This is a genomic window from Streptomyces sp. YIM 130001 (assembly GCF_003574445.1).
Lineage (GTDB): Bacteria > Actinomycetota > Actinomycetes > Streptomycetales > Streptomycetaceae > Streptomyces.
On record NZ_KZ984550.1, the window covers coordinates 241,735 to 262,528 of the forward strand.

Annotated in this window: 19 protein-coding genes and 1 tRNA gene; 14 read left to right on the forward strand and 6 right to left on the reverse strand. The window is 70.9% G+C overall.

The genetic code is table 11. The annotated features are described in order from the left end of the window. Positions 1–71 precede the first annotated feature (71 nt). Positions 72–668, reverse strand: a complete 597-nt coding sequence (locus tag DSC45_RS06635) for a histidine phosphatase family protein (RefSeq protein ID WP_119288035.1) — start codon at positions 666–668, stop codon at positions 72–74. A 294-nt stretch (positions 669–962) separates the two neighbouring features. On the opposite strand from DSC45_RS06635, the gene DSC45_RS06640 reads away from it, so the two are divergent. From DSC45_RS06640 to DSC45_RS06670, 7 genes are all read left to right on the forward strand, one after another. After that, entirely contained in the window at positions 963–1,916 is a 954-nt protein-coding gene (locus DSC45_RS06640; RefSeq protein WP_119288037.1) for a phosphatase PAP2 family protein, read from the forward strand. Next, complete coding sequence (locus tag DSC45_RS06645; RefSeq protein ID WP_119288038.1) at positions 1,867–2,988, forward strand: hypothetical protein; 1,122 nt, start codon at positions 1,867–1,869, stop codon at positions 2,986–2,988. The genes DSC45_RS06640 and DSC45_RS06645 overlap by 50 nt, the downstream gene beginning before the upstream one ends. Positions 2,989–3,064: 76 nt before the next feature. Beyond that, positions 3,065–4,666 carry a hypothetical protein gene (locus DSC45_RS06650; protein ID WP_119288426.1) on the forward strand — a complete coding sequence of 534 codons (1,602 nt, stop codon included), beginning with the start codon at positions 3,065–3,067 and terminating at the stop codon, positions 4,664–4,666. After that, positions 4,663–6,027, forward strand: coding sequence for a DEAD/DEAH box helicase (locus DSC45_RS06655; protein WP_119288040.1), 1,365 nt, complete (start codon positions 4,663–4,665; stop codon positions 6,025–6,027). Before DSC45_RS06650 ends, DSC45_RS06655 begins: the two co-directional genes overlap by 4 nt. Before the next feature lie 170 nt (positions 6,028–6,197). Next, a complete protein-coding gene (locus tag DSC45_RS06660) occupies positions 6,198–6,536 on the forward strand; it encodes a hypothetical protein (protein WP_119288042.1) in 339 nt (112 codons plus the stop codon). A 261-nt stretch (positions 6,537–6,797) separates the two neighbouring features. Then, complete coding sequence (locus DSC45_RS06665; protein ID WP_240434522.1) at positions 6,798–7,391, forward strand: bifunctional DNA primase/polymerase; 594 nt, start codon at positions 6,798–6,800, stop codon at positions 7,389–7,391. Then, positions 7,382–7,455 (forward strand) — tRNA-Lys (locus DSC45_RS06670). The genes DSC45_RS06665 and DSC45_RS06670 overlap by 10 nt, the downstream gene beginning before the upstream one ends. A 55-nt stretch (positions 7,456–7,510) precedes the next feature. On the opposite strand, the gene DSC45_RS06675 is transcribed toward DSC45_RS06670, so the two are convergent. Further along, positions 7,511–8,764 (reverse strand): M6 family metalloprotease domain-containing protein, encoded by a 1,254-nt coding sequence (locus DSC45_RS06675; RefSeq protein WP_240434497.1) that lies wholly within the window; start codon positions 8,762–8,764, stop codon positions 7,511–7,513. Between the two features lie 365 nt (positions 8,765–9,129). Between DSC45_RS06675 and DSC45_RS06680 the strand changes: the two genes are divergently transcribed. Beyond that, complete coding sequence (locus tag DSC45_RS06680) at positions 9,130–11,007, forward strand: putative bifunctional diguanylate cyclase/phosphodiesterase (protein ID WP_162929157.1); 1,878 nt, start codon at positions 9,130–9,132, stop codon at positions 11,005–11,007. A 40-nt stretch (positions 11,008–11,047) separates the two neighbouring features. Here DSC45_RS06680 and DSC45_RS06685 read toward each other — a convergent pair whose 3' ends face one another. From DSC45_RS06685 to DSC45_RS06695, 3 genes are all read right to left on the reverse strand, one after another. After that, the gene (locus DSC45_RS06685) at positions 11,048–12,133 is read right to left on the reverse strand and encodes an LLM class flavin-dependent oxidoreductase (protein ID WP_119288048.1); all 1,086 of its coding nucleotides are present in this window, start codon (positions 12,131–12,133) and stop codon (positions 11,048–11,050) included. 239 nt (positions 12,134–12,372) lie between these two features. Continuing rightward, a complete protein-coding gene (locus DSC45_RS06690) occupies positions 12,373–13,110 on the reverse strand; it encodes a maleate cis-trans isomerase family protein (protein WP_119288049.1) in 738 nt (245 codons plus the stop codon). A gap of 102 nt (positions 13,111–13,212) precedes the next feature. Then, positions 13,213–14,046 carry a maleate cis-trans isomerase family protein gene (locus DSC45_RS06695; protein WP_205571262.1) on the reverse strand — a complete coding sequence of 278 codons (834 nt, stop codon included), beginning with the start codon at positions 14,044–14,046 and terminating at the stop codon, positions 13,213–13,215. A 253-nt stretch (positions 14,047–14,299) separates the two neighbouring features. Here DSC45_RS06695 and DSC45_RS06700 point away from each other — a divergent pair, with 253 nt between their 5' ends. Continuing rightward, a complete protein-coding gene (locus DSC45_RS06700) occupies positions 14,300–15,247 on the forward strand; it encodes a D-2-hydroxyacid dehydrogenase (protein ID WP_119288051.1) in 948 nt (315 codons plus the stop codon). Positions 15,248–15,455: 208 nt separating this feature from the next. Next, on the forward strand, positions 15,456–16,874 hold the full coding sequence (locus tag DSC45_RS06705; RefSeq protein WP_119288053.1) for an amidase: 1,419 nt from the start codon (positions 15,456–15,458) through the stop codon (positions 16,872–16,874). Here DSC45_RS06705 and DSC45_RS06710 read toward each other — a convergent pair. Next, positions 16,855–17,343, reverse strand: coding sequence for a DUF3830 family protein (locus DSC45_RS06710; protein WP_119288055.1), 489 nt, complete (start codon positions 17,341–17,343; stop codon positions 16,855–16,857). The genes DSC45_RS06705 and DSC45_RS06710 overlap by 20 nt on opposite strands. Before the next feature lie 151 nt (positions 17,344–17,494). Between DSC45_RS06710 and ehuB the strand changes: the two genes are divergently transcribed. The 4 genes from ehuB to ehuA are packed head-to-tail and all read left to right on the forward strand — an operon-like array spanning position 17,495 to position 20,610. After that, positions 17,495–18,421 carry an ectoine/hydroxyectoine ABC transporter substrate-binding protein EhuB gene (gene ehuB, locus DSC45_RS06715; RefSeq protein WP_119288057.1) on the forward strand — a complete coding sequence of 309 codons (927 nt, stop codon included), beginning with the start codon at positions 17,495–17,497 and terminating at the stop codon, positions 18,419–18,421. Then, positions 18,418–19,158, forward strand: coding sequence for an ectoine/hydroxyectoine ABC transporter permease subunit EhuC (gene ehuC, locus DSC45_RS06720; protein WP_119288059.1), 741 nt, complete (start codon positions 18,418–18,420; stop codon positions 19,156–19,158). Before ehuB ends, ehuC begins: the two co-directional genes overlap by 4 nt. Continuing rightward, a complete protein-coding gene (gene ehuD, locus DSC45_RS06725) occupies positions 19,155–19,805 on the forward strand; it encodes an ectoine/hydroxyectoine ABC transporter permease subunit EhuD (protein ID WP_119288061.1) in 651 nt (216 codons plus the stop codon). Before ehuC ends, ehuD begins: the two co-directional genes overlap by 4 nt. Further along, entirely contained in the window at positions 19,795–20,610 is an 816-nt protein-coding gene (gene ehuA, locus DSC45_RS06730; RefSeq protein ID WP_119288063.1) for an ectoine/hydroxyectoine ABC transporter ATP-binding protein EhuA, read from the forward strand. Before ehuD ends, ehuA begins: the two co-directional genes overlap by 11 nt. The last annotated feature ends 184 nt before the right edge of the window (positions 20,611–20,794 follow it).

Below are 20,794 nucleotides of genomic sequence, written 5' to 3' on the forward strand. Positions count from 1 at the left end.
GCGTTCCCGGCGGTCGTCCACGCGCGCGTAGAGGACGCTTTTGACGCTCGCGCGTTCGACGCTCGGGTAGGTCAGGCCGTCAGGTGCCCGGTGTCGTTCCACGCTTCGATGGCCGGCTCTGCGTACGCCCAGCCGAGGATCGACAGGGACGTCGGGTCGAGCCGGATGCGGGCGCCGAAGTCGAGGGGCAGGCCGAGCCAGCGGGCGCCGAGCGCGCGCAGCAGGTGGCCGTGGGCGAAGACCAGCAGGTCGCGGTCGGCACTGCGGGCGCGGTCGACGACGGCGTCGGCGCGGGCGGTGATCTCGGCGGCCGTCTCGCCTCCGGGCACGCCGTCACGCCACAGGAGCCAGCCCGGCTGCCGTTCCTGGATCTCGTCGGGGGCGAGGCCTTCGTAGTCGCCGTAGTCCCATTCGAGGAGGTCGTCGCAGGTTTCGGCGCGGTCGCCGAACCCGGCGATGTCGCAGGTGGCACGCGCGCGTGCCAGTGGGCTGGTGAGCACCTCCGCACCGGGCAGGCCGGACAGTGGTGGGCGGTGCAGCCTCTCACCGACGAGGCGGGCGCCGTGCCGTCCCTGGTCGAGCAGCGGGATGTCGGTGCGGCCGGTGTGCTTGCCGGCCTGTGACCAGGCCGTCTGTCCGTGCCGGACCAGCAGGATGCGGGGTGCCATGGGGGACTCTTCCGTGCGTGTTCGGGGCGGCCCGGTGGGCTGTCGAATGCTGCTCAACCGGCGCAGAGCGGCGGTTTGCGGGACGGGTCCGCCCCGTCCCGGACCATCATCGCGCACGCGCGCCGATGAGCCCCGAGAGGTGCCCTCCGTCAGCAACCCCGAGCGTCGTGCGTGCGTCTAGTACCACGCGCCACGGCAGCAGCGAGAGTGACCGTCCGCCGCCGCCGGGCCACACCGTATGGTGGTTCGCTGGCCGCGCGGCCAGAAGCGATGAGGGAGAGCGAGCGAATAAGTATGGGAGCGCCGCAGACGGACGCGCCGCAGGCGGCCGCGGCACCGGGGGACATACGCGACGAGCCTGCGGCCGGGCGTCCGCGCTGGTGGACGGAACTGCCACTCATCGTCCTGGTGTACGCGGCCTACTCGGCGGGCCGGCTCCTGGCGCGCGGTGACGTGTCGACCGCCGTCGATCACGGCCTGGCGATCCTGCGGATCGAGAAGGCGCTGTTCCTGAACGCCGAGCACCCGCTGAACCGCCTCTTCACGGAGCACGCCTGGATCGGCGTACCCGCCGACTTCGCGTACGCGTCGCTGCACTATCTGGTCACTCCCGCGATCCTGATCTGGATGTTCCGGCGCAGGCCCGCGCACTACCGGATCGCCCGCACCTGGCTGATGGTGTCGACGCTGATCGGTCTGGTCGGGTTCACGCTGCTGCCGACGTGCCCGCCGCGGCTGCTCGAGGCGGGCCACGGTTTCGTCGACACGATGGCGCAGTACAGCTCGTACGGCTGGTGGGGTGCGGAGGCGAGTGCGCCGCGCGGGCTCGGCGGGATGACGAACCAGTACGCGGCGATGCCGAGCCTGCACGTGGGGTGGGCGCTGTGGTGCGGGGTGATCCTGTGGAAGCACGGCAGGTCGCGGCTGACCCGGGTGATCGCGGTCGCCTACCCGCTCGTCACGACGATCGTGGTGATGGGCACGGCCAACCACTACTTCCTCGACGCGGCCGCGGGTGGTGCCGTGATGGCGGCCGGTCTGCTGCTCGCGCCGCGCGTGATGCATCTCGCCGATCGGGCCAAGTCCCTTTTCGTGCTGCGCAGATCGGCTGCTCGTTCCCGCGTTGTCAGTCCTGGATGTCAGACTTCCGCAGGTGAGCGAATTCCCCAACAGCGCGGGTCCGCAGCCGGACCCGCCGATGCCGAAGCAGGAGCCGCGGGCGACGGGGCTGCGGCAGCGGCTCGCTGAGCTGCGGGGCCCGTCGGTCCCGCCCAAGGCCCTCGATGCCCGCGCCCTCGCGGCGCTCGCGGCGAATCCCGGTTGCCGGCGCCGCGCCCTGCTGGACGGCGCGGGGGTGGACAAGGCGACGCTCGCCGAGGCACTGGGTTCGCCTTCCGGCTTCGGCCAGTCCCAGTTCGCGTTCGTACGAGGGAACGCCTTCGAGGCGCGGGTCAAGGCGGACGGCGGTGCGGAGCTGCTGCGTCTGGCGCACGGCCTGCTGGGTGGCGGCCCGGAGCCGGAGCCGGGTACGGCGCGGGTCCCGGAGTTGGGCGCGGCGGGGCCCGAGGGGCGGGCGGCGCGTACGGCACTCGCGCTGCGGGAGGCCGCGTCGGCGGCGGAGTGGACGCTGCTCGACCATCCGTTGCTCGCGCTGGACGTGGCGGGGTCACCGGCGTATCTGGAGCCGGATGCGGTGGTGGTGCATCCGGACGGCCGGTGGACGGTCGTGGAGATCAAGTCGTTCCCGATGGTGGACGGTTCGGCGGACGCCTCGAAGGTGGGGGCGGCGGCCCGCCAGTCCGCGGTGTACGTGCTGGCGCTCGAGGAGGTCGCGCGGCGTCTCGATCCGGTCCCCGGGGTGCGGCACGAGGTGCTTCTGGTGTGCCCGCGCGACTTCTCGAACCTGCCGACGGCGTCGGCGGTGGACGCCCGTAAGCAGGTCGCGGTCACGAAGCGGCAGTTGGCCCGGCTGACCCGGATCGAGGAGATCGCCGAGGCGTTGCCGCCGGGCACCACGTTCGATGTGGAGCGTCCCGCGGCGGAGATCGAGGAGGCGGTGAGCGCGGTGCCGGCGACGTACGCCCCGCAGTGCCTGTCGTCGTGCGAGCTGGCCTTCCACTGCCGCGACCGGGCGCGGGAAGCGGGGACGGTCACGGCGCTCGGGCGGTCGCTCCGCGGCGAGCTGGGCGGTCTGACCGAGGTGGAGCGGGTGCTGGCCGCGGCCCGCGGTGCGGAGGGCGATCCGGACGATCCGGCGGTGGCCGCGCTGCGCCGTGCGGCGGCGCTGCGGGCCGAGGCGCTCGGGGGTGCGCCGTGCTGAGCCGGCGGCCGTGGGCCGCTGCCCGTGCGCGGGACTGCGATGAGCCGTGGCTCTCCGGTCGCTGCTGGGGGCCGTCATGTCGCTGATGCAGGCACTGGCCCGGCTCGAGGCCACCGAGTCGGGGCGGGCGCAGCCGCTGGCGACGGTCCGGCACCGGCATGTGGCCGAGCGGCCGCTGGTGTTCGTGCCTTTGACGACGGCCGGTGAGACGGGTGCGCCGCTCGGTGCCCTGGTCGGTACGGACCGTGCGGCGCCGCAGCTGCTGGTGGTGCCGCAGCCGCGCGATCGTGACCTGCGGTTCGGTTTCCTGTCCGAGCTGGCGGAGGTGGTGCTTCCGTACGTCGACGGGTTCGCCGGGGAGACGGAGTCGACGGAGCGTTCGACGAAGGATCCGGAGAGCGGCAAGCGCGTCAAGGTCGAGGTCGAGCTGTGCACCGATGCGCCGCAGATCCTGGTGCCGAGCCGGGCGGGCCTGGAGTTCGTGCGGCTGCTCGGTCGGTCGATGCGGTTCCGTCGTACCGCCGAGCAGGATCCGGACACTCCGTATCCGGCGCCGCCTCGGGTTCCGCTGCTCGGGCGCTGGCTGACGCATTTCGGCGAGCGGGCGCGGGTGCCCGGCTCCGCGCTCCTGATGGCGATGACGGATCTGCTGTCGCGGCACTGGGCGGCGGGCCAGTCGAGTCTGGAGGACCAGCACCTGGGGGCGCTGCTCGCCTGGATCGATCCGCCGGAGGGTGCCTCGGGGGCGTGGGCGGCGCGCGAGGCGGAGCTTGCGCGGGACGCGGCCGGCCAGTTGCGCTGTCCGCCGGCGGGTCCGGCGACGGACCCGGCGTTCGACAACCGGCTCCTTGCCCCGGCCGTCGAGCGTTTCGACCGGGCACGTACGGCACTCGCGGCGGCCGACGACGGTGTGGCCGCGGACCGCAGGCTCGCCGAACTGACCGCGGCGGAGCGGGAGATCCGCGATCTGGTGGCGGGCTGCACCCGTCCGACGTGGGACGCGATGTGGCGGGGCATCGACCTGCTGCGGGACCTGCCGCGGTCGCTTCGTGACGAGGACCGCTGGACGCGCGACCGCTGGTCGTACACCGGTCACCGGGACCGGGTGCTGGCCGGTGAGCCGCCGCAGCCGCGCCGCGACGACGCGGTGACCGCGGCGAACAAGCTGTCGGCGCGGGAGACCGCGCAGGCCAGACTGGAGGCGCAGGAGGCGCTCGACGATCCGCTGGTGATGGCCGGACGGCGGCTGTCCGGTGAGGCGTTCGTCGGCGAGGTCGTCGACGTGACGATGGCGTACAGCGAGAGCAAGCGGCCGAGCCCGCGACCGCTGGTGACGCTGCGGACGGCGGACCGACCGCATCTCGGGGAGCGGACCAAGGTGTTCCGCGATCTGGCGGGCAAGCCGCAGTCGGCGGAGTTCGCGGGGTGGGCGGAGGCGGGCGAGGCCGAGGCCGGGGCGGTGGTGCTGCGGATCCTCGACAAGATGGGCCGCGGCAAGGAGCCCGAGGCGGGTTCGGTGCCGGAGCCGGGCGAGCGGGTGTGCTGGACGCTGTTCGAGCACACGCCGCGCGGCGGCCCCGGGCTGCCGGAACCGGAGGACACACCCTGGACGCACGGTGGCCCGCCCGGAGCCGCGGCGGAGAACCCCGACCTGGTGACCGCGGAGGATGTGCTGTGACGGCCGGAGAGGATGCCCGGAATCCCGCCCCCGAACCCTTCGACCCGGCACGCGCGGCGGGCCGCGCCACGGACGCGATCCTGCACGACACCCTGCACGGCACGGCCCGCGGTGTGGTCGTCGACTCCCCGCCCGGCGCGGGCAAGTCGACCCTGGTGGTGAACGCGGCACTGCGTCTCGCCGCCGCCGGCCGCCCGCTGATGATCGTGGCGCAGACCAACGCACAGGTGGACGACCTGGTCCTGCGCCTCGCCGAGAAGAACCCGTCGCTGCCGGTGGGCAGGCTGCACAGCAGCGACTCCGATCCGTACGACCGGGCCCTCGACGATCTGGAGCAGGTCCGCAAGTCGGCGAAGGCCGGCGATCTCGCCGGCCTCGACGTGGTCATCTCGACGGCCGCGAAGTGGGCGCATGTGAACGGCACCGATCCGTGGCCGCACGCCATCGTCGACGAGGCGTACCAGATGCGTTCGGACGGGCTGCTCGCCGTGGCCGGGCTGTTCGAGCGGGCGCTGTTCGTCGGCGATCCCGGTCAGCTCGACCCGTTCTCGATCGTGGGGGCCGAGCAGTGGGCCGGGCTCACGCACGACCCGTCGGCGAGTGCCGTGTCCACGCTCCTCGCGCACAATCCGGAGCTGCCGCAGCACCGGCTGCCGGTGTCGTGGCGCCTGCCGGCCTCGGCGGCCGGCCTGGTGTCGGACGCGTTCTATCCGTACACGCGGTTCCGCAGCGGCACGGAGCACGGGGACCGCACGCTGGCGTTCTCAGTGACGTCGGACGGTTCGGGCCCGGACCGGGTGATCGACGAGGCGGCGGTGTCGGGTTGGGGCCTGCTGGAGCTGCCCGCCCGGCACACACCCCGCACCGACCCGGAGGCGGTACGGGCGGTGGCGTCGGTGGTGCGCCGGCTGCTCGACCGCGGCGGCGTGACGACGAGCGAGCGGACCACGGACCCGGTGCCGCTGACCAGCGACCGGATCGCGGTGGGCACCGCGCACCGCGATCAGGCCGCGGCCGTACGGTCGGCGCTCACGGAGCTCGGTGTCACGGACGTCACGGTCGACACGGCGAACCGGCTGCAGGGCCGCGAGTACGACGTGACGGTCATGCTGCACCCGCTGTCGGGCCGGCCGGACGCGACCGCGTTCCATCTGGAGACGGGCCGGCTGTGCGTACTGGCCTCGCGGCACCGGCACGCGTGCATCGTGGTGTGCCGGGCGGGCGTGGCGGAGCTGCTCGACGACCATCCGTCGACGGAGCCGGTGCAGCTGGGTGTGACGGTGAAGTTCCCCGACGGCTGGGAGGCCATGCAGCACACCTGGGACGCCTGGTCCAACCACCGTGTGCCGATGCGCACTTGAAGGGGTACCCATCTGGGGTGACCGGTGCAGCGGCGATGGCCACGGGGCGTACTTGCACGAGGTTGGACAATGGAAGGTGGCCCGGAGCCGGTCACCGCGCAGCGGGCTTCGAACCAGCCCGCGGGGCGGCACGGGACGACGTACCACGGCACGACGAGAGGACCAGGCACATGGCGGAGCCCGAGCAGACCGAGCGGCGGCTGCGACCCGCGCCGCTGCTCTTCGAGCCGGCCGAGGCGACCGCCGACCCGGAGCATTTCTTCGACCTGGAGTCGCTCGAGGATCCGAAGGAGCTGCTCGCGCGGGCGACGGAGCTGACGCTCGCGTTCCGCGCGGCGACGGACCGGTCCCTGGAGTTCCAGGCGATCGCGGCGGCCCAGCTGGCCGATCCGCGCCGGTTCGACCGGCTGACGACGGCGGCGATCGCCGAGCGGGCGGACTGGACGGAGGACTACGCCAAGAAAATGGTCGAGTTCGGCCGCGAACTCCTGCGCGACGGGGACAGCTGACCGACGGCTGACGGGTTCCCGGTACTGCCGCGCCCCGGCGGCCAGTTGCGCGCCCCCGCTCGAAAGAGCTGATGGCATATGCGGCGGGGGCAAGGTACTCCGTCGCCTCAGGTCCTGTCCCGATTTCCGGCAAGTCGCGGAAATGGCCTCATTACCGCCAGTAGACCTGTGTGTATGAGCACCCGGCAGCACACCGCAGACAACCGTGACCGGCACGGCGCGACCTCTTCCCCGGCCCCCGCCGCCCCCTTCGGCACGATCGTGCACGCCACGATCGACACCCCGCACCCCGCCAGCGTCACCTCCGAAGGCGCGGCCTGGCTCGCCGCCTGCACCTCCCACCCGCGCAGCACACTCGCCCTGTGGAACTCACGGCCTGCGGCTCCCGTGGTGGTGCCCTGCGGTACGGGGTTCGACGCGGTGAGCGTGCCCGCGGTGTTCGGTCGGCGTGTGCTCGACCAGCTCTGGGAGGCGGGCCCCGGCTCCGGGCCGGTCGCCTCGCACCGCGGCCGGACGCTGCTGTTCGCGGCGCCGGGCACCGCGCAGCGGCTGCCGTCTCTGCTCGCCTGGGAGGAGTGGCACCCGTCGGTGCCGCCTCCGCTGTGTCACGGTGCGGGCGATGCGATCACCGTGCCGCCGGTGCACGGAGCCGGCGGTGAATACCCGCCGCACCCGATGGATTCCCGCTGGCTGGTGGCGCCCGACAGCCACCATCCGTGGCTGCCGGGGCCCGAGGTTCTGCTCTGGGCGTGCGTCCGCGCGGCCCGTTCGGGGGCCCGTGCGGCGGTCCGTATATCGATTTTTCCTCGCGCCGATCAGGGTGCTAAGGTCTACGACGTCAGCAGGCGCCGTTAGCTCAGTTGGTTAGAGCAGCTGACTCTTAATCAGCGGGTCCGGGGTTCGAGTCCCTGACGGCGCACAGACGACGAAAGGCCCCTCGCTTCGGCGAGGGGCCTTCGTGCTGCTCCACGGGCCTAGGTGGTGATCTTCACCGTCCAGGTTCCGGATGCGGACTGCGACACCACCTGGACCGTGACCCGCTCCCCCGGAACCGTCCGGTTCTCCCCCACCTGGACAGGCGCGTCGGCCAGCTCCGGATACACCGAGGAGTCCCAGCAGGCCCCGGAGTCCGGATGGGCGTCGACGACCTCGACGGGCCCGTGCCCGGATGCGGAGTCGGTGTGGACCCGGTAGATCAGGACGCCCTCGGTGCAGGTCTCCCGGTCGTTTCCGGTACGGCCCCGCGCCTCGATCGCCACCGCACTGTCGCGCCCCGTGCGCACCACCGCGAGCCGTTTGCCGCCGAGCTGCCCGCGCTCGGGCGCCGCCGCGATCGGCTCCAGGCTCAGCAGACTGTCGCCCGTGCCCTGGACGCAGGTGACCTGATGCCCGTCGAGCCAGCCGAGCTTCCACTTGTGCCAGCCGAAGAGGTCGGGGGCGAGGCCGAACTGACTGCCCATCACGTCCCAGTCGCCGACGTGGGTGTCCCAGTCGCCCTTGCCGTCCGTCGGCCGGTGGTACAGGTCGGGCAGGTCGAAGACATGGCCCGTCTCGTGCGCCAGGACGTTCCGGTCGGGCGGGTGCCGCTCGAAGACCGTGACGATGCGTCGCAGGTCGGTGCCGTCGGCGCGCAGCGGACGCTCGAAGTTCACGACCTTCGTCGCGTCCGAGTCGACACCCGGGGCATCGGGGTCGGCCACGAAGTAGACGACGTCGTAGCGGCTGAAGTCCACCGAAGGGTCCGCGACCGCCAGCGCGTCACGCAGATAGGCGCTGCGCTTCTGCGTCGGCCAGTCGCGCTGTATCTCGTACGAGGTGGACGGCTCGGGCATCTCGAGCCAGTCCTTGCCCGGATGCGCCTTGAGGTCGAAGCGTCCGTACGACGCACGGTCGAAGAACTCGCTGGTGGCCGGGAAGTGGTCCGCGGCCAGCTGGGCCGGCGTGGCCAGCGGCTCCGAGTCGGGGAACGAGAGGAACACCATCACCGCGTCGAGTTGCTCGACCGGCTTGGGGTAGGCGCTGTTCCAGGTGTCGAGGCCCTCGGAGTGGTGGGCGGAGGTCCGCTCGAGGGCGCACGGGCCGGCGAAGGCGTCGGCGGAGACGGGCCCCGCCGCGAGGGAGGTCGCGGCGAGCGCGACGAAGGAGGTGAAGGCTGCGGCCGCACGGCGCACGCGCGGCGAGAGCTCCCGCTCACGAGGTGGAGTACCGGGGTGGAGCGGACGCGGCACGTCGGGCCTCCGGGGGACGGGCAACAGAACACCGCACCCAGCCTGTTCCGGTTCGTGCGGGTATGCCCTGTTCAGCTGCCCCGGACGAGTGAGAGGCGACACTCCGGGGATCACACAACGTCACAGAGGCGCCAACAAGCGGTCCCGCACGGAAGAGTTGCGCCGCCGAGCCGACCAGCCTTGAGCAGAAACGATCTGTCAAAGGGGTGACACCCAGGGGCTTCACCCGTCCCGTACCCCGGAGGAGTACACCTGCCCGTACAAAGGCTGGATCGGTGCTCCGGCCAGCCTCTATGATCGGCACACTTTCCGGCCGACCACCCATCCGACCTGTACAAGAAACGACTGCCCTCCGGGAGCGAGCGGTGAGCGGAATGTCCGAAGGGCCGACCTTCACGGCGCCGACGGCCACCGATGACATCGGGCCGATCGTCACGGATGGTGATGAATTGACCGGTCCGGGTCCGGAGCTGTCGTACCCGGAACCGGATTCCGACCTCCCGTACCAGGACGCCGAGCTGCGCGACGGGCACGCCGCGTTCCACGCGTCCCGGTCCGCGATGGCCGTGGTCGACACCGACGGCCGGATCACCTCGGCGAACGACGCGCTCGGCACCCTGCTCGGTCTCTCCCCCAGGGAGCTGCGCGGCCGGTCCGCGGCCGGTCTGGTGGATATCGCGGCGCAGGCCCGCAGCTGGCACGCGTACCAGGAGATCCTGCGGGGCCGCCGCGCGGGGCTGCGCTGCACGCGGCGGCTCAAGCATCCGGCCGGGCACGCGGTGTGGGCGCAGATCACCGTGGCGCCGCTCGCCCAGCGCGGGTCGGTGCTGGTGACGGTCACCGATGTCACGGCCCGGCGCGAACTGCAGGCGCAGCTGCGTCACGTACGGCTGCACGATCCGGTGACCCGGCTGCCGAACCGGACCCTGTTCTTCGAACGCCTCACGGGCGCGCTCGAGGCCGCGGACGAGGCGACCGGCACCGGCCGGATCGGCCTGTGCTACCTCGACCTCGACGGCTTCAAGGCGATCAACGACACCCTCGGGCACGGCAGCGGCGACCGCCTCCTCGCCGCCGTCGCCGACCGTCTGACCCACTGCGCCGAGCGGGCGGCCGCCGAGGACGGTGGCCGCGAGATCCTGGTGGCCCGGCTCGGCGGCGACGAGTTCGCGCTCCTGGTCGAGGACTCGACCGGTACGGAACAGCTGACCTCGCTCGCCCAGTCCGTGCTCGACGGTCTGCGCGAGCCCTTCGAACTCGGCGGACGGCAGCTCGCGGTGTCCGCCTCGGTCGGTGTGGTGGAGCGCCGCGCCGCCGGCACCAGCGCGACCGGCCTGATGCAGGGCGCGGACACGACGCTGTACTGGGCGAAGGCGGACGGCAAGGCCCGCTGGACCCTCTTCGATCCCGAGCGCAACGCCCACCGGATGACCCGTCAGGCGCTCGCGGCGACTCTGCGGCCGGCCGTGGAGCGCGGTGAATTCGCCCTGGAGTACCAGCCGTTGGTGGGTCTGGACGACTGCGGCGTGCGGGGCGTGGAGGCGTTGGTGCGCTGGCATCACCCGCAGTTCGGGACGCTGGCGCCGAATCGGTTCATCGCACTGGCCGAGGAGGACGGCTCGATCGTCGAGCTCGGCCTGTGGGTGCTGCGCACCGCCTGCGCCCAGGCCAGGGCCTGGCAGCTGGAACACCCGGAGAGTGCGCCGGTGTTCGTCAGCGTCAATGTCGCCGTACGGCAGGTGTGGGACTCGGATCTCGTGGCGGATGTCGCCGCGACTCTGCGCGAGACCGGGCTCGAACCCGGGCTGCTCCAGCTGGAGCTGACCGAATCCGCGGTGATGGGTTCGGCGGGCCGGCCGCTGGAGACCTTGCAGGCGCTGAGCGAGATGGGTGTCCGGATCGCCATCGACGACTTCGGCACCGGCTACTCGAACCTCGCCTATCTGAGCCGGCTGCCGGTCTCGGTGCTGAAACTCGACGGATCGTTCGTGCGCGGGTTCCAGTACGAGAGCGGCGACGGGGACGCAAGTGAGGCCGACGAGACCATCGTGGAGGCCATGGTGCAGTTGGCGCACCGGCTCGGTCTGACGGTGACGGCGGAGTGCGTGGAGACGCCGCAACAGGCGGACCGGCTGCGGCGGATCGGCTGCGACACCGGCCAGGGGTGGCTCTACTCGCGGGCGGTGTCGCCGGATCGCATCTCCACGCTCATCGGCTCACCGGTGGGGACGAGCGGGGCCTGAGCTCCGGCCGACGCGCGAGACGCCGGCCGGGCCCCTCAGGTCACAGCCGCGGCAATGCGTAGGCGTCCGCGATCAGTTCGTAGCTGCGCAGCCGGGCCTCGCCACCGTGCGCGTTGGCCGTGATCATCAGCTCCGCGGCTCCGGTGCGCTTCTGCAGATCGTCGAGTCCGGTGCGTACGGCGTCCGGGGTGCCGTGAATGACGTTGCCGAGCCAGCCGTTGACGAAGTCCTGCTCCATCTCGCTGAACGTGTGGGCCTCGGCCTCTTCGGGGCTCGGCACCAGACCGGGACGGCCGGTGCGCAGCCGCACCATCGACAGGGCGCCGGTCAGGACCTGGCGGCGTGCCTCTCGCTCGTCGTCGGCCGCGAGGGCTGCGACACCGATGAGGGCGTACGGCTCGTCGAGGACCGCGGACGGCCGGAACGACTCGCGGTACAGGTCGAGTGCCGGGATGGTGTTCTGAGCCGAGAAGTGGTGCGCGAAGGCGAACGGCAGTCCCAGCATCCCGGCGAGGCGGGCGCTGAACCCGGAGGAGCCGAGCAGCCACAGCGGCGGCCGCGCGGGCGACTGCACACCGCCGGGCGAGGTGGCCTGGACGGGCCCGGGGACGGCGTGGATCTTCGCGTAGGGGTGCCCGTCGGGGAAGTCGTCGTCGAGGAAGCGGGTCAACTCGGCGAGCTGCTGCGGGAAATCATCGGCGCCCTCGTTGAGCCGCTCGGTACGGCGCAGGGCCGCGGCGGTCGCACCATCGGTGCCGGGGGCGCGGCCGAGGCCGAGGTCGACGCGGCCCGGGGCGAGCGCCTCGAGGGTGCCGAACTGCTCGGCGATCACCAGCGGGGCGTGGTTGGGCAGCATGACGCCGCCGGAGCCGAGCCGGATGCGGCTGGTCGTGGCGGCGAGGTGGGCGAGGATCATCGCGGGCGAGGAGGAGGCGATTCCGGGCATCGAGTGGTGCTCTGCGACCCAGTAACGGTGGTAGCCGCGGCTCTCGGCGAGCGCGGCGATCCGCACGCCGGTGGCGAGCGCCTCGCTCGCCGTGTGGCCGGTCCCGACGGTGGCCAGATCGAGCACCGAGAGGGGTACGGATGCTGTGCCCTGTGCCTTGCCGCGGATGTCGTCGCTCACCGGTGCTCCTTCTGCATAGCTGCCCGCAGTCGCCCGTACGTGGGCGTGCGATGGTCTTCTGACGTCCCGCTGCGGAGAACAGGAGGGCGTCTCCGGTTATTCCGGGGAGCCGGGAGCCGGCAGCCGGGGCGAGCACGGAAACGGGGCGAGCACGGAAACGGGGCGAGCAGGGAAACGGACGGGGCACGCACCCGGCGTACCTGCCCGGTGCGTGCCCCGCCGTACGGTCGCGCCTCGGTCTACCCCTCGGCCTGCACCAGGGGCTCGCGGGTGAACAGGGCCCCGAGGGCAGGGGCGTTGACCCGCCGGTCGGCCAGCCGCAGGGCCTCCCAGACGGTGACCTGATTGGCGGTCAGGACCGGCTTGCCGAGTTCGGTCTCCAGGTCGCGGACGTACGCCGCGGTGTGCAGGGCGGTGTCCGGCAGGAGTACGGCGCCCGCGTCGGGGTGGTCGCCGGCCCGGGCGAGCGCGAGCACCTCGTCGTATCCCCAGGTGCCGACCTCGGCCGCGGTGATGATGCCGCTGCCGCGCATGGCGACCACCTCGATGCCGGCCGCCTTCAGGAAGTCGGTGAAGTGCGCCGCCACGTCCTCGGGATAGGTGGCGGCGATCGCGACCTGCCGCACGCCCAGCTCACGCACCGCGTGGGCGAACGCGAACGACGTGCTGGAGGCGGGCATGCCGGCCGCGAGCGCGAGCCGGCGGACCTGTTCGTGCGCGCCGTCCCAGCCGAAGACGAAACTGCCGCTCGTGCAGGACCACACGACCGTCTCGGCCCCCTCCAGACGCAGCTCCTCCACCCCGTCGGCCAGGCGGTTCGCCGAGCCCATCTCGAGCAGGGCGTCCACCCGGTGCGCGTCCTCGCCGATGTCGGTGTGGACCAGCGCGAGCCGGATGTCGCTCCCGAGGAGCTGTTCGATACGCGGGTAGTCGTCCTCGGCGGAGTGGCCGGGGTACAGGAATCCGAGTGCGGTCATCTGCGGCCTCCGTACGGTTCGCTGTGCACGGTTCACTTCGGGGCGGCGGCTCGTCCGGCCGCACCCGGCGGTGCCCGCCCCCGGGCGGCCGGGGGCGGGCGGTCATTCGGTGGTCGGGTATTCGGGATACGCCGGAGGTTCCGGCACGGGGGGCGGTTCGGGCAAGGGTGCCTGAGGGACTCCCTCGCTCAGGGTCCGGCGCGCCGAGTCGTCGATCAGCGCCTGGTAGGGGCCGACCGGTGTGGTGCCGAGGCGGCGCAGGGCGGCCCACATGGTGACCTGGTTCGCCGAGATGACGGGGATCCGCAGCTCCGCCTCGAGCTGCGGGATCGCGTCGTACGTGGCGAGGTTGGTGCAGCTGATGAACAGCGCGTCCGCGTCGCCGACGAGCGCCTCGCGCGCCATGCCGACGACGTCCTTGTAGGGGACCTTCCAGATGTGCCGGGTCAGTCCGAGCGAGGAGCGGCCGGTGACCTCCACTCCGGCCTCGCCGAGGAAGTCCTCGAGCGCTCCGGTCACCGACTGGGTGTAGGGGGTGACGAGGGCGATGCGGCGGGCGTCGAGTTCGGCGAGGGCTTCGAGCACCGCGCCCGAGGTGGTGAGCGAGGGGACCTCGCCGGCGCTCTCCATGGCGGCACTCATGGTGCGTTCGCCCGCCATTCCGTCGACGAAGCTGCCCGAGGTGCAGGCGTACGCGATGACCTCGGGTTCCGCGGCGTTGAGGGCGCGTACGGCGTCCCGCAGCGTCGCGTGCTCGCTGACGAGCCGGGCGAGGTCGAGGCTGACCTCCACCGGAACGTAGGGAGTGCGCGTCAGGTGCAGTGAGATCTCGTCCGGAACCCAGCGCCAGAGTTCCCGGTCGAGCGCGAAGTCGAAAGGGGCGACGATTCCGATACCGCGCTGCGGATACGGTCCACCCAGAAATGAGACGTCCATAGCTGGCCCCAGCTGTATGAGCAGGTATGACGGAGGGCCGGCCGGTGGCCGGAAAGGAACGTTGAACCGGCACTCGCCGGGACGTCGGGACAGAGAAAGCTTCAGACGGGACTGTCGTCGCGAGGGACGCGTGTTGTGCCCTTGTTGACGACGGTAGGTTCGGGTGCGAGCGTGGTCAATCCGCACATCTCACACGGCTTCGGCCCATTCCTACCAGGGAAGCGGATCAGCGTTGCAAAACGGTTTCCCCGCGATGTCCGAACTCAGTCTTCTGGTCCTCGACGCCGACCCGCCACCGCGGCTCGGCAGCCTCTCCGGGCGCGTCCGCGTCACTCACGCCGACCCCTCGAACCTGGCCGAACAGCTCCCCTCGGCCGACGTACTTCTGGTGTGGGACTTCCAGTCGCACGCGGTACGGCACGCCTGGCCGGGTGACGGCCCACGACCGCGATGGGTGCACACGGCGAGCGCCGGGGTCGACCATCTCCTCAGTCCCGAACTGGCCGCGTCCGACACGGTCGTGACGAACGCACGCGGTGTCTTCGACCGGCCGATCGCCGAGTTCGTCGCCGGTCTGGTGCTGTCCTTCGCGAAGGATCTGCCGGGCAACTGGGCGCTGCAGCGCGAGCGCCGCTGGCAGCACCGCGAGACCCAGCGGGTGGCGGGCACGCGCGCGTGCGTGGTGGGTACCGGGCCGATCGGGCGGGCCATCGCGCAGACCCTTCAGGCGCTCGGCGTCACCACGGCTCTGGCCGGCCGGACCGCCCGGGAGGGAGTGCACGGGCCGGAGGACCTGCCGCAGCTTCTCGCCGGGGCCGACTGGGTGGTGTGCGCGGCGCCGTCGACCGCCGCGACGCGGGGCATGTTCGACAGCAGCAGGTTCCAGCAGATGAAACCGTCGGCGCGGTTCATCAACGTCGGCCGCGGCGATCTGGTCGTCGAGGACGACCTGGTCGAGGCGCTGACGAAGCGGACGATCGCGGGCGCAGGACTCGACGTCTTCGAGCAGGAGCCGCTGGCGGCCGACAGCCCGCTGTGGGACACCCCCGGCATGCTCGTGTCGCCGCACATGAGCGGGGACACGATCGGCTGGCGGGACGAACTCGGCGAGCAGTTCCTGGAACTCTTCGAGCTGTGGGCCGCCGGGAAACCCCTGAAGAACGTGATCGACAAACAGCGCGGCTACGTCCCCGGCCACTGAACTCCGGTACGCAGCCGTTCAACTCCGATGCGTGACCGACGATTCGGTGCCGGCGCGGTGCGTAACCGGCCCCTGACTTCGGGTACGTACTCGGCGACCGTCCGCGAGTGATCGCGGACGGTCCACCTACCCCTCCGGCACGTCCCCGGCTTCCTTCGCCGGGGTGCCCACGACCCGGCACATCTCTGGCGACCCCTTGGGAGGGCGGATGACCGACCTCGGCGAACTCACCGCGGCACAGCTCATCGACGGATACCGCAAGGGCGAGTTCACACCCCTCGACGCGACCCGCGCGGCCCTCGACCGTGTGCAGGGCACGGAGCCGGCGGTGAACGCGTTCGTCCGGGTGGACCCGGAAGGAGCCCTCGCGCAGGCGGCCGAGTCGGCGGACCGGTGGCAGCGAGGCGATCCCGCCGGTCTGCTCGACGGAGTTCCGGTGTCCGTGAAGGACATCCTGCTGCAGCGCGGCGGGCCCACCCTGCGCGGCTCCCTGGGCATCGATCCGGACGGCGCCTGGGACGAGGACGCCCCGTCGGTGGCCCGGCTGCGGGAGCACGGCGCGGTGTTCATCGGCAAAACCACCACGCCCGAGTTCGGCTGGAAGGGTGTCACGGACAGCCCCGTGTCCGGCGTGACCCGCAATCCGTACGACCCGACGCGTACCGCGGGCGGCTCAAGCGGCGGGGGTGCGGCGGCGGTCGCGCTCGGCGCGGGGCCGGTGGCGCTCGGCACGGACGGCGGGGGCAGTGTGCGGATCCCGGGTTCGTTCTGCGGGGTGTTCGCCCTGAAGCCGACGTACGGGCGGGTGCCGCTGTACCCGGCGAGTGCGTTCGGGACGCTGGCGCACGTGGGCCCGATGACGCGGGACGCGGCGGACGCGGCACTGGTGATGGACGTGATCAGCGGCCCGGACGTCCGGGACTGGTCGCAGCTCGCGCCGCCGCCCGGATCCTTCCGGGACGGCCTGGACGGCGGGGTCGCGGGCCTGAGGGTGGCGTACTCCCCCACGCTCGGCGGGCAGGTCAACGTGCAGCCGGCCGTCGCCGCGGCGGTACGCGGCGCGGTCGAGCGGCTCGCCGAGCTCGGCGCGTACGTGGAGGAGGTCGACCCGGACTTCAGTGATCCGGTGGAGGCGTTCCACACCCTGTGGTTCAGCGGCGCAGCCCGGGTGACGCAGCACTTCAACGACGACCAGCGGGCCGCACTGGATCCGGGGCTGCGGGAGATCTGCGAGGAGGGCGCGAGCGCCAGTGCGCTCGACTACCTCGCGGCGGTGGACGTACGGATGGAACTCGGCCGCCGGATGGGCCTGTTCCACCAGACGTACGACCTGCTGGTCACGCCGACCATGCCGATCACCGCGTTCGAGGCGGGTGTCGAGGTGCCGAAGGGGTCCGGTCACCGGCGCTGGACGGGCTGGACCCCCTTCACGTACCCCTTCAATCTCACTCAGCAGCCCGCCGCGTCGGTGCCCTGCGGGGTCGATCCGGCGGGACTGCCCATCGGGGTCCAGCTGGTGGCGGCCCGGCACGCGGATCCGCTCGTCCTGCGGGCGGCCCACGCGCTGTACACGTCGGGGGCCGCCGATCTGCCGGGTCCCGAGCTGCCTACACCCGGCGGAAGCTGAGCGTCTCGCCGAGGGCGCCCGCACGCCACAGGTCCTGACAGGCCTCGGCCATCCGGTCGAGGCCGTCGACCACCTGTCCCCAGACGATGCCGGGGACGTAGCCCACGTCCGCGTTCAGGAGCAGGTTGTTGCGCTCGTAGAACAGTGCGAGGTCGACGACGGTCTCCTGCTGCGGGGCGCCGTATCCGTAGGCCTTGGTGGCCAGTTCGGTACCCGAAAAGGTGAAATAGCAGAGGTCGCCGGGGATCGGGGTGATGGTCGGGTTCTCCAGCGGCGGCTCCTGGAGGGCGAAGGTGGGCAGGAGGGCGTAGATCTCGTTGCGGGCGTACTTGGCGTGGTAGACGTCGCCGCCCAGCGGCAGTGCGTCCCAGACCGCCTGACAGGTCACGGGTGCGCGGTCGTCGAGGAGTTTCGCCGTGCAGCGCACGTCCCGCTTGTCGAGCGAGACTTCGATGTGACGGTCGGTCATTTGCCCTCCTATCGCTACGTTTGATGCCTCTGCGGATCAATACTGAGCCACCCGACAGGTCCCTGCATACCTCCTTCGGACGCGCGTCCATCTGCATCAAGGCCTGAAAACGATCGGCATATCTCGTCGACTGTCGGGTAGCCGCGCGCCCATGGCTCCACCACAGGGGAACAACTCAGGAAGCACGAAAAGCGGGCTCCGGCGCCGCTCACTGCTGGCCGGCGCGGCAGCGCTCGGCGCGGTGGGCGCGGTCGGCGCGACCAGCGGATGCAGCCGGGTGGCCACCGCCGATACCGAGGACGGAGGGTCCCTTCTCGACCAATTGCGGGCGAAGGGCACGGTGACCCTCGGCCTGGCCGGCGAGCAGCCGTACAGCTACATCGGCACGGACGGGAAGATGACGGGCTCGGCTCCGGCGATCGCGCGGCGCATCTTCAAGGAGCTCGGCGTGGATCACGTCGAGCCCTTCGCCACCGAGTTCAACTCGCTCATCACGGGCCTGAACTCACTGCAGTTCGACGTGGTCGCGGCAGGCATGTACATCAACGAGGAACGCTGCGGCCAGGTCGTCTTCGCCGACCCCGAGTACCAGATGCTGGACGCCTTCATCGTGAAGGAGGGGAACCCGAAGAACCTGCACACGTACAAGGACATCGCGAAGAGCGGCGCGAAGATGGCCACCGGTATCGCCTGGGCTGAGATCGATTACGCCAAGGAGGCCGGCGTCAAGAACATCGGCACTTTTCCCGACCAGCTGGCCGGCCTGCTCGCCGTGCAGCAGGGACGGATCGATGTCTTCGTCGGCACCGCCGTCACGGTGTTCAACGCGGTCGAGCAAGCGGGCAAGGGCTCCGGTATCGAGGCGACGAAGGAGGTCCAGCCGTACGTTGACGGAAAGCCCGTCACGGACGTGGGTGCCTTCGCCTTCCGTACGCCGGAGACGAATCTGCGCGACGCGTTCAATCGCGAGCTGCACAAGCTCAAGAAGAGCGGTGAACTGCTGGAGATCATGCGTCCGTTCGGCTTCACGAAGGACCAGATGACCACGACCCGCGCCGAGGAGAAGTGCAATCCATGAGTGAAATCACTTCAGGTCTGTGGGGACTCCTCTTCAACGGCCTCTGGATCACAGTCCAGTTGACCGTCTACAGCGCGGCGCTCGCCGTGCTCGTGGCCTTCGTCATCGGCCTGGCCAGGACCCACCGCCTGTGGATCGTCCGTTTCCTGTCCGGGACGTACTTCGAGATCTTCCGCGGCACGTCCGCGCTGATCCTGATGTTCTGGATCTTCTTCGTGCTGCCGCTGCTCTTCGGCTGGCAGCTCGTCCCGATGTGGGCCGCGGTACTCGCCCTCGGTCTCACCTACGGCGCGTACGGCTCGGAAGTCGTACGTGGCGCGGTCGCGGCGGTCGCACCGGCTCAGCGCGAAGCGGGGATCGCACTGAGCTTCACGTCCGCCCAACAGCTGCGGAAGATCATCCTGCCGCAGGCCTGGCCCGAGATGGTGCCGCCGTTCAACAACCTGGCCATCGAGCTGCTCAAGGGCACCGCACTGGTCTCGATCGTCGGCGTCGGCGACCTCACCCGCGAGGGGAACCTGGTGCGCAACGCCACCGGTGACAGCGCCCCGGTCTTCACGGTCATCCTGCTGATGTACTTCGTCCTCGCCTTCGTGATCACCCGGGGTATGCGGGTCGTCGAGCGCCAGGCCAAGGCGAACATCGGCCAGGCGTCGCCCAAGACCGGTGGCATCACCGCCAAGCTCGGTCTGCGCCAGCAGAACGAGACCTCGCAGAGCGCCGGAGGTGCCGCGTGAACTGGGATTGGTCCGCAGTCGGCGATTTCATGCCGAAGTTCTGGGACGGTCTGCTGGTCACTCTGCAGGCACTGGTCCTGGGATCACTGATCGCCTTCACCCTCGGCCTGGTCTGGGCCCTGGCACAGCGCTCATCACTGAAGGTGGTGCGCTGGCCGGTCTCGATCGTCACCGAGTTCATCCGTAACACGCCGCTGCTCGTGCAGCTGTTCTTCCTTTTCTACGTACTGCCCGAGTGGGGCATCACGCTCTCGGCGATGACCACCGGTGTCATCGGCCTCGGCCTGCACTACTCGACGTACACCGCCGAGGTCTACCGGGCCGGCATAGACGGTGTCCCGGTCGGCCAGTGGGAGGCCGCGAAGGCGCTGAGCCTGCCGCGGGCGCGCACCTGGACCTCGGTGATCCTGCCGCAGGCGATCCGTCGCGTCGTCCCCGCACTCGGCAACTACGTCGTCGCGATGCTGAAGGACTCGCCGATGATCATGACCATCGGTGTGCTCGACATGCTGGGTGAGGCGCGCCAGTTCGGCTCGCAGACCTTCCAGATGGCCGAGCCCGTCACCGTCGTCGGCATCGCCTTCATCCTCATCGCCTACCCGGCTTCTCTTCTTCTCCGAGCACTGGAGCGTCGCCTTGTCCGCTGACAGCACTCCCACGACCGACAACATCAATCCCGCCGTGGACGGCAGTGAACTGATCCGCTTCGACAAGGTCACCAAGCGGTTCGGCAGCAATGTCGTCCTCGACGCACTCGACTTCTCGGTGAACTCGGGCAAGCACGTCACGCTGATCGGCCCGTCCGGTTCCGGCAAGACGACGATCCTGAGACTGCTGATGACCCTGCTGACGCCCGACGAGGGCACCATCAAGGTTGGCGGCGAGTACCTCACGCACGAGGAGCGTGGCGGCAAGCTGGTGCCGGCGGGCGAGAAGCACACCCGGGACGTACGCAAGAACATCGGGATGGTGTTCCAGCAGTTCAACCTCTTCCCGAACATGAAGGTGCTGCGGAACATCACCGAGGCACCCGTGCATGTCCTGGGCCTGTCCAAGGACGAGGCGGACGAGCGGGCCCGGGAGCTGCTCGACCAGGTCGGCCTCGGGGACAAGGCGAACTCCTACCCCTCGCAGCTCTCCGGCGGTCAGCAGCAGCGGGTGGCGATCGCGCGGGCGCTCGCGATGCGCCCGCAGGTCCTGCTGCTCGACGAGGTCACCTCGGCGCTCGACCCGGAGCTGGTGGCGGGGGTGCTCGATGTGCTGCGGGACATCGCACGCAGCACCGACATCACGATGCTGTGCGTCACGCACGAGATGAGTTTCGCCCGGGACATTTCGGACCAGGTGCTGATGTTCGACTCCGGTCGAGTCATCGAATCCGGCAGTGCGGAAAAAATCTTCGGCGATCCCGATCATGAGCGGACACGGGAGTTCCTCAGCGCGGTTCTGTGAGCGCGGAACGTAATCGCAGAGCTTACGGCGCCAGCGTGTGACGTGGGCATATGCCAGTGTGGTGCGCTCCAGCGTATCGGGCCTCTCCGGTACATGGAGCGCACCACTTTGTTCGTCAACAGCCCCTCCGGACCGGGTGTTTGACCGCTATCGTGGTACGAGCCCAGCTGTCCGGAACCGGTCC